This is a genomic window from Paenibacillus sp. ICGEB2008 (assembly GCF_000307675.1).
Classification (GTDB): domain Bacteria; phylum Bacillota; class Bacilli; order Paenibacillales; family Paenibacillaceae; genus Paenibacillus; species Paenibacillus polymyxa.
Map to the genome: position 1 here is coordinate 199,996 of NZ_AMQU01000008.1, position 13,855 is coordinate 213,850.

Here is a 13,855-nt window from a genome sequence, read left to right on the forward strand (position 1 = left end):
TGGGTTCAGTATCGGAGAAGCTTCGCCGAAAGAATCATAAACTTTAAGTCGGTATAAGTCGATTAAATAATTAAGGGCTTATATATACACAAATTTCTATATTAGAACATACCTAGCAGTGAACTTAAGTCCAGGCGTAGAAGCCGTATCTGAAAATAGAATTCATTCCAGGAGGTAAGCTATGAATAAGAGAACAGGCATTAGATTTTTAGTTGTAATTATGATGATTTATGTATTTACTTTTAATCTGGGTGTGGGAACTGTAAAGGCAAATCCCGTATATTATGTTTCTACAACGGGGAATGACATCACTGGAACCGGTACACTATCAAATCCATGGAAAACCATACAAAAGGCAGCAGATACCATGAAAGCCGGAGATACCTGCATCATACGAGGTGGTACATACCGGGAAACAGTAACACTTCATACTTCCGGAACTTCTGCAGAACCCATAAACTTTAAGGCTTATACAGGAGAGAACGTAACGGTATCCGGTGCCGATCCGGTTACTGGCTGGAAAAATTACTCCGGATCCATCTATTATGCGGAAATGACGGGTTCCCTTGGAACAAAAAATCAGATATTTGTTAATAAGCAAATGCAATTTGAAGCCAGATGGCCCAATTCACCAACACTTGATCCCTTAAATTTAACATATGCAACAGTTGATTCCGGTTCCACTACAACCATCAAGGATGGAAACTTAACTCAGGCACCTGGATACTGGGTTGGCAAAACGGTTTGGAGTGTTCCGGGAACAGGCTACAAATCTTATAAAAGTACCATTACCAGCTCAAGTGACGGCTCCATTACCTTTGATCAAATAGATACTGCAGCGACAGGCGGTAACAGCTATTATATTACTGGTAATCTTAAAGATCTTGACAGTGCGGGAGAATGGTATTATGACAGCATTACTGGCAGACTTTATTTATGGGCACCTGGTGGAGTTGATCCGAATACTTTGACAGTAGAAGCAAAGAAGCGGACTTATGCATTTGATTTAAGTTCCCGCTCTTACATAAATATTACCGGAATTAATATCTTTGCCTCCAGCATTAAAATGTCTAATTCTAATTACTGTAAAGTTTCTAATATGATTGCGGAATATGTCAGTCATGATTCGGATGTTACCAGACAATACAGTACAGGGATATTTATGTCCGGTACCAATAATGAGCTTAGAGACAGTACTTTGACCTACAGTTCCGGTAATCTGGTGAGTATAGAGGGAACGGGAAATAAGGTAATTAATAATCTTATTCATGAAGCAAATTATTCGGCAGCGGATATTCCGGCAATCTATCTATTGGGGGCAAACCATCTAATCAGTCATAATACGGTATATAACGCTGGGCGTCATCTGATATTTATGCCTACCCAAAACAGCCAGATACAATATAATAATCTGTACAATGCAGGAAAGCTGACAAAAGACTGCGGAATACTCTATGAATTTGCCTGGGATGGGCAAGGGACGGTAATTCATCATAATTACATCCATGATAATCTGGCAAAGAATTATTCCGGCACTGGTATCTATCTGGATAACGGTAGCAAGGGCTATACTGTGCATCATAATGTTGTATGGGGAAACTATACAGGGATAAGATTGAATACACCCAGTAATTTTAACCTGATTTATAACAATACCACCTACAGTAACGGAAATGTAGGATATTGGGGAAGTAATTTTCAGTCGGATATGTACGGCGACAGGATTTTCAACAATATCTTTACTACAGCCTTTACACTGCCTGGTACTCATATAGAGGGAAATAATATTACCTCAGAAACCAATCCGTTATTTGTGAATCCCACAGCATATGATTTCAGGTTGCAGTCTACTTCTCCAGCTATTAATGCAGGGGTTGTAATATCTGGAATCACCAATGATTATGTTGGTGCGGCACCGGATATTGGAGCATATGAGTTCGGTGGAACTGACTGGACTGCCGGGCATGATTTTTCTTCACCTCCGGACCCGGTTTTTGAGAGTGTCAGCTTACTTTATGTTAATAACGTAAGGCAATCTGATTTCGAGAAAGGGATAATCTCACCATGGGCAGCAACATATTCAGATACTGCTGCAAGTGTATCGGTACCAAGAAGCGGCTCTAAGAGTGTTAGATTGGGACCCGGAGAAGATGGTATCGAGCAGGTACTTACGGGGCTAAGTCCTAATACCAGCTATATGTGTACCGCCTGGGTTAAGGCAGACATAGGAGAGCGGATTCAGATTGGTGTTAATGGCTTTGAAGGAACGGATGCATCTGCAACATCTGACAGTACATCCTGGACAATGGTAAACATTCCTTTTACAACCGGAGCAGGCGCTACCAGGGCAACAGTGTATGCTTACAAGAATCCTGGTACAGGATATGTTTATGTGGATGATTTTGGGGTAGTTGAGCAATAAATTATTTTACTGGTTTTATGTTTGACAGGATTGTCAGAAAGTCAGAAAAACCAAGACTGCCTTGGGGCAGATGGATCAGGAGGGCCACTTTCAGTAGAAAATAAAAAAAGAAAGACATAAAGACATAAAGACTCTGATCTAAAAACGATAGATTTTCCGCCAAGGGGCGACCAGGCCTTAGGGTCATCATTTTTGTACACTCAAGGCATGTGGAGTGCGTGGTAGTAATATATTGAGATAAGAAGCAGTGATGAACGAGGGTTAAGAGCAATGTGAATATGTTCCTGCATTCAAAAAATTGCTTTAGGGTTGAGTGCGGGAATATATTTTATTTACATACATAAGGCACATGTGTAAGCTGTTTGTTCCTTGATTTGTAAGGGGTTTGAGTGATTCCAGCAAATATGCACTGAGCAGTAAAGTATATTGTGGATGCTGTGGAGCCATTTTTAAACGCCGAACCTGGAACAGCAATAATCCATCCAAAAAAGTAGTATGGCAATGCAAAACGTATGTCAATGAAGGTAAAGCAGTTTGTGATGCCAAATCGGTTGATGAACAAATTTTACATTCCGCGTTTGTACGATTGTTCAACCGGATGTATAAGGATAAGAGATGAAGAAACGAACAGACTTTCCAGTGAGCTCAACGAGCTACGGCAATAGATGCTGATACTGGAGCAGGAGAAAGAGCAGCAAGCAAAAATTAAGGAACGTGTGGATGAAATTATTCAAGTACTAAGCTTACGGGAAGATATACTGGAACAATTTGATGATAGCCTATTTAATGCGTTGTGGAGAAGATAACCATTCTCTCACCAGCGCATTTTGTTTTTACCTTGAAAAGTGGAATGAGCATAGATGAAATATTGGACTAATAGAATCATGGGCTAAAGTGATCAAAAGCTAACGAGTAACTGTGGGTTGTATGATGGGAAGGATCAATCGAATCCCGACTTTAACTCCTTTCATATAGGTAGATTGTTTGTCCTGACTTAGTTGATAGCCTACTGCTTCTTCCCATTCCGATAGCAGACGTTGAATATCTTCGTTTTGGTTGGTTTTGAATTCATCCATTTGAGTGAATAGATTTTTGTCCTCAGATAAACATGAAGCCTGTCGTTCACTGGCTAGTTCAAATTGATAAAAACGTTGGCGTAATGCTTCTTGAAACCAATCTGGCCAATTTGACATTGTGTATTTTCCCTCCCGTGGTTTGAGTGTGTGTATGTTAACTCTGATGGGGAGGGATGGCAAGTCATTGTTTTGTGTGGAGGGATGTTGAATTATCTTTAAAAATATATTTTGCATTTGGATTTGTATGTAGATTTAATTATTGAAAAAAATACCCTATTTAAGTAATAAGGATAACAAAAAACAGGTCAATCATGGTGGCATCTGACCATAATCGACCTGTCAATGTAACGGAAAACCGTTATTTAGGTGATGAAATTCAAGCATTGATGTGTGCGTACAAACTAAATGACGAAATCTTTATACACGTATTATATGGGTTAAATGTGTTATTGCTTGAATGATGGGTTCATTCGGCACTGGGTGGTGTCTACTCATCAACAAACCTCAATAGGATAAAAGACCACACGGGTGGCTATCTCGTATTGTGGCAATGTTGTATTGTACGATCTTGTTGTTGGAGTTCTAAATTAGTTTAACAATATGGTGCAGCCCTCCACTAATCGCCATACCCAACCACTATTCTTCAATACCATATTTGGATTTAATTCTTAACAAATATTCGTTTATCTCATCTTTTTTATCTGAGTTCTTTTCAATATAGAAATTACACGCTACCTGCAAATAATCATATAGTTCTTTATAACTGACAATATCATAATTATCATCTACTCCATAATAAAACAAAACCCTATTCTCGCCAAAATAACCTTCATCCCCAACATCGTATTCATCTGAATAGATTACTCCCATATAATCTCGTCTCTCAATATACTCGTTTAAAAAACCCTCTAATACCTTAACAATATCATGTTCCAACACAAAATCACCAAGAACATCAATGACTGAGCCTTTTTCAAATCCTTTTTCTTCATACATGAGAATCAACTTATTTTTATCATTGTAAACAGTGTTCATCATGTTATCTCCTTAATTTTCTCCAAATTTCAATACCGGATAAAAGTTCTCGATTTCTCCAGTATCAATATTTTTTATCCCTTCAAACTTCAATCCATTACTTGAAACTCCTCGGATTATTTGCTTATTTGCTTGGCTTTTCAATTGATTTACTCTTTGCGATTTTATACCTTCTTCCATAGCCTCTTTTCCTAATCGAACAATATCATCACTGGAGATTACATTAGGGTCATATATGGTTTTCTTAAGAGGTGGCTTATCTTCTTTTGGAATAACTTTATATTCGCCTGTTCTTTTTCCTTGGTAGTTCTTTACTTCAACCTTTAATCTGTATTCAATATCAGATATTCCTGAGATATCCGGATGATTTGTTCTTCCTACTTCTTCATATCCATATTTCCCATTTATGTCAAAGAATTTCTTAAACTCCTCATAATTATGCCCACCACTGACACCTTTCCAATCCGTACATTTTTTAACTTCTCCGGTTAAATGTTCAATATGGTAACCTTCTTTATACTTAAGATTACCCGTCCCCTCAGTTTCAGGCAGTTGCGATTTAACAATTTCTTTTTCCTTTTTTAAATATTCTTTTATATTTGAGGCTTTTCTTGTATTTGTACTCTTAGCTACATTATATATGACCTTCTTTTGAATTTGACTATTTTCTTCTCTAGCTGCCTTGGAGGCAGCTTCCCGTAATGTTTTCCTTGCCTGTTGATCCTGTTGTTTATATTGGTTTTTCGTTGTTAACCTTTCATTTGGCTGTGGCTTGTAGCCTTTGGTTTCGAGAGTCTGGTTAATTTTTTGGGAAGCTATGTTTTCTCTAGCTTCTATTTGTTGTCTCGCTAATAATTCCTGGACTCTTACTTTTGCACTTACTCCAGAAGAAATATTAAAGAACCCTTTCCCTCTACCCAGTTTTGAAAGTATCCCCTCTAATTCTTTAGTATTGTCCATACCCCCTCGACCACCAACCATAAGAGGGTTTTCTATGGAAATAGCATAGAACATCCACTTTTTTTTCTTCTTCGGTTATACCTTGCTTCCTAGTTTGCATGAAGAAATCATCATCTTCGGGATAATTATGTTTCCATTCACTATAGTATTGGACATCGGGTTTACCGTCACGAGTACGTACAACACCATCTTCTCCTCGATAACTCCCCGGTTTAAGTTTGGGCCTACGGTCTTCGGTATATATGTTCCTTCGATAATCCTGCCAGATCTTTTCGTAGTCTTCTTCTGTAAGCTCTGGTGGTGCAGCTTCTTTTTCTGCTTTAAGAGCAGCTTCAGCCCTAGCTTTTTCTTGTTCTTTATATTCCCTCAGCATTCTATCTTTAACACTTTTAGGTACCTGATGATAGGCATGAACCATGGTTTTCGATGTTGTCAGCAAGTTTTGGATCAGCTCTAATCGGCTGCCGGAATGTACTATTTGACGTGCGCTTGTATACACTTTCCCCAGAATCCATTTGCTATAGTAGGCATGTCTCGCTTGCTCATGTTCATACTGAGTAATTAACCCTTGTAATGCTAGACCAGCCAAGTGTTTCAACGGATGAATGCCGTTCCCCTTACTGCCTCCAACGGTAGGGGTTCCTTTGCTCCGAACAGGGATCGCTGCGGTTGCTCTCAGAATCACACCTCCTGCAGGTCCACTTAGCGCTCCTGCAACAACGCCAGCCACTTTTCCCATCACTGGAATAGAACCCAATAGCTTGGACACCGTACCCATCAAGGCATTCGCCTGTTTAAGCTCTGCTGGACTGGTGACTTTTGCTTTAGGGGTAGAGGCTTGGCTGCTGGATGAAGCCTTGGCTGCTGCTGCGGATTGTGCCGCCTCATATGCCTTTATGTTCATCAATGGCGGTTCTGGAACAGGAGGGAGGTCAGCTACGAAAACAGGTGCCTTCACCGTACCTTCCTGATAAATCACCGGAGCCTTGGTATCGGTCTCACCGTCCAGTACCATGCTGCTGACTCCGCCTTTTAAGTATAGCGCCGTGCCAGCTTCGAGCGAAAGTTCCTGCCCAGCATCAAGCTTCACGTGACCACCCTGAATTTGCACATTCCCCGGACTGTTGATGGTAATTCCGCTACTTTCATGCAGTGTAATGGAAAATTCACCGGAGGTGGATAGGGTCAGCTCGTGCTCAGACATTTCGACGGAGCTACCTTGCACATGTTGCCATACCTTCACATTTGGCTGTCCATGGGTGTGGCGTTGTTGTCGCACTGAATCCGTGACATAGGCATCTTGTTCGCGGTGTGTAGGCAGATACAATTCCACCAGTTCTCCTACTTCAGGCATATCGTACCAGCCACTATGTTCTTCGGCGACATAACGGGTGGCTACGGGAAACCAGCACGCTTTGGCAGGATCTTGCTTCGGGTCGATATCCAGTTGCAGCTGTACAAAATCCTGCTGTACCTTGAGCACCGTTCCTGTCAGCGAAATTCCAGTAGCCTGATCGTTTTCATACCGCGCATAGCGGATATCTTGTTCGGCTTGAAGATCATAACGGGTGTGCAGTAAGCCATCTGCTAAGGTTGTCACTGCTCGAACCACGACCAGTTCTTTGCCTTGTCCAATAGGTAACGTGATAAGGTCGCCTAGTGCATAGTATTGCAGGCTTTCGATCATATAGGTGACATACGAGCCAGCACGTTCTCCCGGCTTTTCCGCATCCAATTCATGAAACGTTTTCCGTACCCGATAAAATACATCCCGCTCTACCTTATGCTGCTTGCCTTCTGGCATTCCGAAGAAAATTTTGGGCGAGGCTGCGGTTACCTCTGGCACGAGTATGGAACCAAAGCGGGAGGCGAGACGTTTTAAAAACGCCCAATCGGTCTCCTCATATTGTAAAACAAATGCCTCCAGTTTGGCATAGTGACTTACCGTATCAATGGCATCTCCGTACTGATACTTTCGAACCAGTGCTGTGACCAGATCATCATAGGTGCGGTGAATATCTTGATAGGAGCGTCTTTTACGTTTAATATCCGTCTGGTACGAATGGGAAGCGGCCTCCAATTCAAACGTATACACGCCTCGTACGCAGTGTACGGACATACGTGTAACAATCCCATGGAACAGCCTTCTCAGCGATTGTCCCTGATCATTCAACTGACGAATCACAATCGGCTCTTGCTCCATATTTTGACCAATACAAGCCGCTCCCTGTTCTTCGGAGAGCATGCCACTGATATGTAAAAAGGCATGATCATTAATGGTACGTATTATTTGAAGTTGTTCGATATGTTGTGGCTGAAAGGGACCATAAAAGCGTAGGCTTTCATATCCGATCCCATCTGATAATACGCTCAAGTGAGTTCATAACTCCTTTCTAGATGCGATGGGTATTTTCAAGTGAAGCACGTCATCTTGCATTTGCTTCTGAATTATCGAAGCCGCAGATGAGTACAACAGTGAGTCAAAATAGATATGTATTACAAGGTTTGTACGCTATAAAGGGACGAGAGGTGATATTTAATAAACAACCCAGCATATGTATTTATCGGTTAAAAGAGAGATTTAGTTTACAGAATGACCCATTGGTTGGGAGATTTACTATGTTTATTTTTGGAAGTAGAGAGGTGAAATAGGAGGGGATTGAGCGTTTATTCTTTCTATCATCTCGACATATAATAGAAAGGGTGAGGCAGCATACCTAGTGTACTGGTGTTGATAGGGTCGCAGAGGTCGGTTTTGAAAGTGTTGTTTCATAGCAAATTTCGGCAGGGTGGTATCCTGGTTTTTCATACTAAGGTTCACCAATGTTGAGGTTACATTGGATGCCAATCCTTATATTGAACGAGCGACCAATGCTACTTATGCCCCCATTAGATCTGTAAGATATAGCCTACAAATACTTTAAACATTAAACAAATAGCGCCCGATAAAGTGTGGGCGCTCTCGCTTACATAAAGTCCTTTGTATAGAATTAAAATCGTTTATTTTAACGTATTAGTATGCCCTGTTTGGAAAATACTGAGCATTGATGTTCCTATAATACTAAACATGCCTAGGGGGCTAGATACACTAATTTAATCTTTAGTATTCCCGACAGCTACAATATATTTAAGAGGGTTGGATTGAAAATTGTTGGAAGAACTTGTAGACGAAAGATCTATTTTGTTCCAGGTACGCGTAAAAGTTGCTCCTGCTTGCACTGCAGGTCGATCTCTATCCTGCTTATCGTATTGGTAGCTTATATCTGTAATGAAAGTGGGCCGAAGGTCTTCGCTACCTAATTTCAAATCCTTACTAGATATATTTCGAGCGGTTATAGATAATGTTGCCATTTTTGAACTGCTACCATCTCCCGGTAAGGTTAGCTCATAAGATAGCGGGCGAATTTTATTGGTATCTATGTCCGTGCTTAAGGGGATTGTATTTGGATCGTAGCCGCCCTCTAAATAGGAAATCACTTTACTTTTTTTGAATTTATTATCTTTAATCGTTAACAATTGATCCTCCCAGCTGCCCTTAATGTTTAAGCCGTCAAGTAGTACCTTGGCAGGAATAAAAACTTGTTTTTGTTTAAGAACAGGTACAGTATCAATTTTTGTGTTTTTTCCATTATACGTTACATTGTTAGAGTTAATTGTAACTTCTATATTCTTGTGATCCCAAGAAATTGTGGCTGTTTTTTTAGGCACATCGTAATTTACTGTCGCTCCAAGCAACTCGCTTACTGCACGTAATGGAATCATAAAGCGCTGTTGTTTGTCGATGTATGGCGCGTCAGGTGATGTGTATAAGATGTAATATTGGTTGATTTTAAGAATCACTGGTGCCTTAATGACAGTCGCTTTCGCATCTACGTTCCCCATGTTTAACGAAAACAATAATAAGGCCGCCAAAGAAAATAAAACAATACTTTTACACAACTTCATATAATATTGCCCTCCATTCATTTATACTGCACTAGATATTTTACTCCAATAATTACAATTAGTTGCGAAAAAAAGGAAAAAAGAACGCATCAAAGGAAACTCTCCTTAATACGTTCTCTTTTAGAGATTAACTTTTAAATATCTATATTATCTATTTCTTCACCTGCATTTATATAATTTACTCTTACAACATCAGTTGTAAAAGAACATGTGCCACTGGCATTGGTATCGGCTGCAGACCAAGTATGGTAATTCATTGAGCTATTTCCAATTAGACTGTTGTACCAGTGGGCATTATGAAGATAAGAACCGCTGTGAAAATTTTGCGGCTTTTGCCCAATTGTAGTTAATCGTTTTAATATATTCCCACCTCCAGGAACGAAACCTGGTGCTTGGCGTCCTATGGTTATTGTTGTGTTCTGGTTGGTAGTATAATCAATTCCGCTAACGGTAAGAGCTATATTGTTAGTTGAAGGAATAGAAAACTTCATATTTACATTTTGCTTGCTCTTAAAACGGTGTGAGTAACCTATAGGGTCACTATCTACACTGATCAGCATTCCCCAATTATCATACAATGTACTATGAATGAGTCCAGCATCTACACCACCACCATTAGCACCTTGTCCTCCGACATATACATAGCCTGCATCACCATTATAGCTGGAAGATGCTTTATTGTTGTTATCTCGGATCTCTGATCCTCCAGGTAAGTAGACATAATGAGATTGCCATGAATAATTAGCATTAGAAGTTACCCTTCTATAGGGACCTGTACTCCCTGTGCATGGATGTTGTGTAGCCTGTGTACCAATTTCTCCTTGTGATTTTGAAGTGGCCGCACAAGAAGAATCTTTATAAACACTATTACTAACAGAAGTTTTGTTGTAATCCTGTTTAGATTGTTCGTTATGAAGAACAATTTGGGTTGGTAAATTATCAACTGGTAGAGCATATCCCTCTTTGCCATCAGGGGTTTCGATTATATTGTCAGAAGTTTTTTTGTATTTAAATACTTTTTCGAGTAACTCAGGTTTGTTCGCATACAGCTTTCCATTAGCATCTTCATAGACTACATTTTCACGTGCGTTTGGCTCCAAATCTACCATAAAGTTTAGGAGGACATTTCGATCCTTCCCTTGAACAGATGAATCGATGAAAATGTCCGCATGGGATGCGGTAGAATTAACCTCTGGTTGGGCAAATACACTAGAAAAAGAGCTCAAGATTAAAGTAGATGCCAATGAGCCTACCATCAAAACTTTATTCATTTTCATGACTTTCCTCCTATGGAACCTGAATGTGTTCAATAGCATGACGTGTAGAAAAATGATTAGGCTGATTAAGAGGAATCTAGAAGCTGTTTTCTATGTAACCATGTCCTTTGATCGAACTAAATCAGTTTCCTATCTTCCCTACTGGCCAATAGAGAAATCATACATAAATGGGATTCGAATCCTATTTGATACATATTGTATCTATATTTATCTTTTATGTAAGTAATTCAACTTTTGCAACTCAATTTCTTAAATAAATTCTTGACATAGCTGGGTAAACCGGAAATTACCACTAAATCTCGGAAGAATAGAGCACTAGTTAAGATATGGGTGCGGCTGATGGGTTCAAGAGCGAGCCTAAACCTGCCATTAATTGAGTGTGAGGGTGTCCAAGAGAGGGTTACCTTTATTGAAATTTCAGAGGTAAGAGGAAGAATATGCTTTCCATCGTCTCGGTATATGTGGAGTGCATGGTAGTAATATATCGAGATGAGAAGCATTGATGTACAAGGAATGGAAGGCAATTTGAATATGTTCCTGCATTCAAAAAAACGCTTTAGGGTTGAGTGCTGGAACATATTGTTTTTATTCAAAAGGCACACGGAGTGGTGTGTGTTTCTGTGAAGTATTAATAAATTAAGTAACATATTTATCTTTGTGGATTACATAAAACGCAGACTCAACCTTCACAGGATGGAAGCACGGCATTAAATGGCTTCAATTTCAAGAAGGCTAAAACTCCAGATTCACACAATTTAATTGAATGGGCTCAAAATCAGTTTGATTTTTTTACTGGCGCAGGAATTTCATGCTAATATAACTGAAACAGAGAAGGTATAATCATGGAGGCATGAATGTATGAAAAGTGTAGAAAATTTAGTTAACAGCATTGTCGATGAATCTGTGGTTAAAGGGAAAACATATATTTATTTAATATCAGGCACAGAGAATTCGTTTACCAGTGGGTATTATAGGATTGTTGAAAATGAAGTCTCATATGTTAGTGAAGTAACTATTTTTCTTTTTAAAAAATATACAAATGAGATTGAGAGGATAATGATCGGAAAGGGAATCCTTTGTATCAAAGTGGAAGCTGGGAAATTAATAGAATATAGTATTATCAACGATATGAATCCAGAACTTTTTGATAGTGATGTCTTTGAATTGATTATCTACCAGAGATATGATTTGGAACCGGAGGGAGAGGAAAGTAAAAGAACCTTACGGAAATCATTAAAGGCCGAAAAAATCAAAAAAACCCTAGTGTTTGCATGCTATATGAATAATATGGAAAGAATCAAGGAACTCGTTGCGAACGCAAGTAAATCTAATTTAGAAAAGGTTCTGGAATATTGCGGTACAGCTTTGCAGTTTTGCTGTAAACACAATAATTTAGAGGCATTTAGACTTTTAGCAGAAAAAGGAGCAAATGTAGGAAAGCGTGCGTTGGCTGAAACACCGCTTGAAATTGCATTTAGATATTCAAGTGATATTGTGAATTATATACATACGGAATATGCGGATATCTATCAAAAAGAGGTAGAAAAGAAGGGGTTCGGGATCGCTCTTCATTGTAAAGATGAAGCCCTGTTAAATGATATTTTAGAGCTGGGCTGCGATGTGAATTGCGAAAAGAAACTGTTTCCCCCTTTACATAATTTTGCGGATTGTAATAACGTTTTGGGTATTCAATTCCTGTTGGATCATGGGGCTAATATTGAATGTAGGAACCAGTATAAACAATCAGCCTTGCATAGAGCTGTCAGCAATGGAAATGCAGCAGCGGCTGAAATCCTATTAAGATATGGGGCTGACATTCAGGCTAAAGATGATAATGGAAAAACACCTTTGGAATTGGCTCGGTCACGTGAAGACAAAACAATATTTAATATGATGAAATGATGTAACTGTTAATATGATTTAAGGAATTTCTTTAGTAGCCGATCTAGGATGAGTAAAGAGTGGGATTTCTCAGAGATATTTGAGAGAGATATAGAAAGTTTCTTTGAGGTTGTAAAAAGATTAATTTATAAAACCGTATTGCATGAGAATAATAATCGAGTGGTTGAGAAAATTCCTCCATCATGGTCGGAATGGTTTGAGAAACATGTGATGATGTTGTGGGAAACTGTATGGTTTGAAAAAATAGAGAAGCATATTAGATAAATAAGGTTACAGAAGGCTCTGTCAAGCCTCATTAATCGGGATTAAAATGGAATTTAGCAAAAATTATATAAATACTCTAAATTAGGTCCTTAGTATTAACTAAGGGCTTTTTTTTTGTTCCATATATCCCCATGAATATGCTATAGTGTAAGAAATAAAGAAGATTTATGCAGAATTTAGTAGAGATTTGGCTTTTTTATTTCCTTGGTCGTGGGTATATAGTCCTTTGATATAAATTGAGATATTCTAATGAGGTGAAAGTAAGTGGCAAGAACTTATTATGCAGAAGGCAGGCAAGCTGCTTATGTATTGAGAGGGTTATTTATTATAGTCGGTCTTACTATTTATTTTAAAATACCTGGTCTACATTGGGGGTACCTTTTTGGCATCTTACTTGGCTCTGTGATTATTGGAGAAATATTTGGATCGATGTGGACACGAAAGCAACGACAGAAAAAGAAAAGTAAGGTCGCTGGTACGAAAAAAACTGGTAGGAGTAGAACTGCTAGCACGAACAATGGGGTAAGCAAGGCAAAAGGGAAAATAACGAGTAAAAAACTAACTGATGCACAGATTCTCCAAGCTAATGTAGATACACTATCAGGAACAGATTTTGAACGATTAATGGAGCTTTATTATACAGATCAAGGTTATTCAGTACAGCGAGTTGGTGGATCAGGTGATCATGAAGTCGATTTGATTCTCAAAGGTAAAGAGGGTTATAAAATCGCCGTTCAGTGCAAACGCTGGAAGCGTGATGTCGGGAATGATATAGTACTCCGGCTCAAGGCTGGTAAGCAGGTACACGGTTGTTATGATGCTTGGATTGTGACGACGAGTAATTTTACAAGGGCTGCTAAAGAGGCGGCGGAGAGGTTGAACATTAAGTTGATTAATGGGGTGGCGCTTGCTGATAGGCTAAAAAGGTGGAAAAAGAATCATGTAATATAGGAAGGCGGGCGAACCTTTGTTAT

At 39.2% G+C, this 13,855-nt stretch carries 12 protein-coding genes; 6 read left to right on the forward strand and 6 right to left on the reverse strand.

All coding sequences use genetic code 11. The features are described from left to right. Positions 1-181: 181 nt before the first annotated feature. The 3 genes from C400_RS0109655 to C400_RS27655 all read left to right on the forward strand — a co-directional run bounded on the left by C400_RS0109655 (position 182) and on the right by C400_RS27655 (position 3,228). The gene (locus C400_RS0109655) at positions 182-2,422 is read left to right on the forward strand and encodes a carbohydrate binding domain-containing protein (RefSeq protein ID WP_017426818.1); all 2,241 of its coding nucleotides are present in this window, start codon (positions 182-184) and stop codon (positions 2,420-2,422) included. A 385-nt stretch (positions 2,423-2,807) separates the two neighbouring features. Then, a complete protein-coding gene (locus C400_RS27650) occupies positions 2,808-3,041 on the forward strand; it encodes a zinc ribbon domain-containing protein (RefSeq protein WP_226888889.1) in 234 nt (77 codons plus the stop codon). 46 nt (positions 3,042-3,087) lie between these two features. Continuing rightward, a complete protein-coding gene (locus C400_RS27655) occupies positions 3,088-3,228 on the forward strand; it encodes a hypothetical protein (protein WP_226888888.1) in 141 nt (46 codons plus the stop codon). Between the two features lie 99 nt (positions 3,229-3,327). Here the strand turns inward: C400_RS27655 and C400_RS27660 are convergent, their stop codons facing one another. From C400_RS27660 to C400_RS0109685, 6 genes are all read right to left on the reverse strand, one after another. Further along, the gene (locus tag C400_RS27660; protein ID WP_017426819.1) at positions 3,328-3,615 is read right to left on the reverse strand and encodes a hypothetical protein; all 288 of its coding nucleotides are present in this window, start codon (positions 3,613-3,615) and stop codon (positions 3,328-3,330) included. 519 nt (positions 3,616-4,134) lie between these two features. Continuing rightward, positions 4,135-4,533: a ribonuclease toxin immunity protein CdiI gene (gene cdiI / locus C400_RS0109670; RefSeq protein WP_017426820.1), complete on the reverse strand. Its 399-nt coding sequence runs from the start codon at positions 4,531-4,533 to the stop codon at positions 4,135-4,137. 12 nt (positions 4,534-4,545) lie between these two features. Continuing rightward, positions 4,546-5,493: a CdiA family toxin C-terminal domain-containing protein gene (locus C400_RS26440; RefSeq protein WP_017426821.1), complete on the reverse strand. Its 948-nt coding sequence runs from the start codon at positions 5,491-5,493 to the stop codon at positions 4,546-4,548. After that, a complete protein-coding gene (locus tag C400_RS26190) occupies positions 5,480-7,867 on the reverse strand; it encodes a contractile injection system protein, VgrG/Pvc8 family (RefSeq protein WP_232795342.1) in 2,388 nt (795 codons plus the stop codon). Before C400_RS26190 ends, C400_RS26440 begins: the two co-directional genes overlap by 14 nt. 719 nt (positions 7,868-8,586) lie before the next feature. Further along, on the reverse strand, positions 8,587-9,438 hold the full coding sequence (locus C400_RS0109680; RefSeq protein ID WP_017426822.1) for a copper amine oxidase N-terminal domain-containing protein: 852 nt from the start codon (positions 9,436-9,438) through the stop codon (positions 8,587-8,589). A 134-nt stretch (positions 9,439-9,572) separates the two neighbouring features. Next, complete coding sequence (locus C400_RS0109685; RefSeq protein WP_017426823.1) at positions 9,573-10,715, reverse strand: hypothetical protein; 1,143 nt, start codon at positions 10,713-10,715, stop codon at positions 9,573-9,575. 858 nt (positions 10,716-11,573) lie between these two features. On the opposite strand from C400_RS0109685, the gene C400_RS0109690 reads away from it, so the two are divergent. From C400_RS0109690 to C400_RS0109700, 3 genes are all read left to right on the forward strand, one after another. Beyond that, positions 11,574-12,617 carry an ankyrin repeat domain-containing protein gene (locus C400_RS0109690; protein ID WP_017426824.1) on the forward strand — a complete coding sequence of 348 codons (1,044 nt, stop codon included), beginning with the start codon at positions 11,574-11,576 and terminating at the stop codon, positions 12,615-12,617. A gap of 48 nt (positions 12,618-12,665) precedes the next feature. Next, entirely contained in the window at positions 12,666-12,881 is a 216-nt protein-coding gene (locus C400_RS0109695; protein WP_017426825.1) for a hypothetical protein, read from the forward strand. A gap of 264 nt (positions 12,882-13,145) precedes the next feature. Then, on the forward strand, positions 13,146-13,832 hold the full coding sequence (locus C400_RS0109700) for a restriction endonuclease (RefSeq protein ID WP_017426826.1): 687 nt from the start codon (positions 13,146-13,148) through the stop codon (positions 13,830-13,832). Positions 13,833-13,855 lie beyond the last annotated feature (23 nt).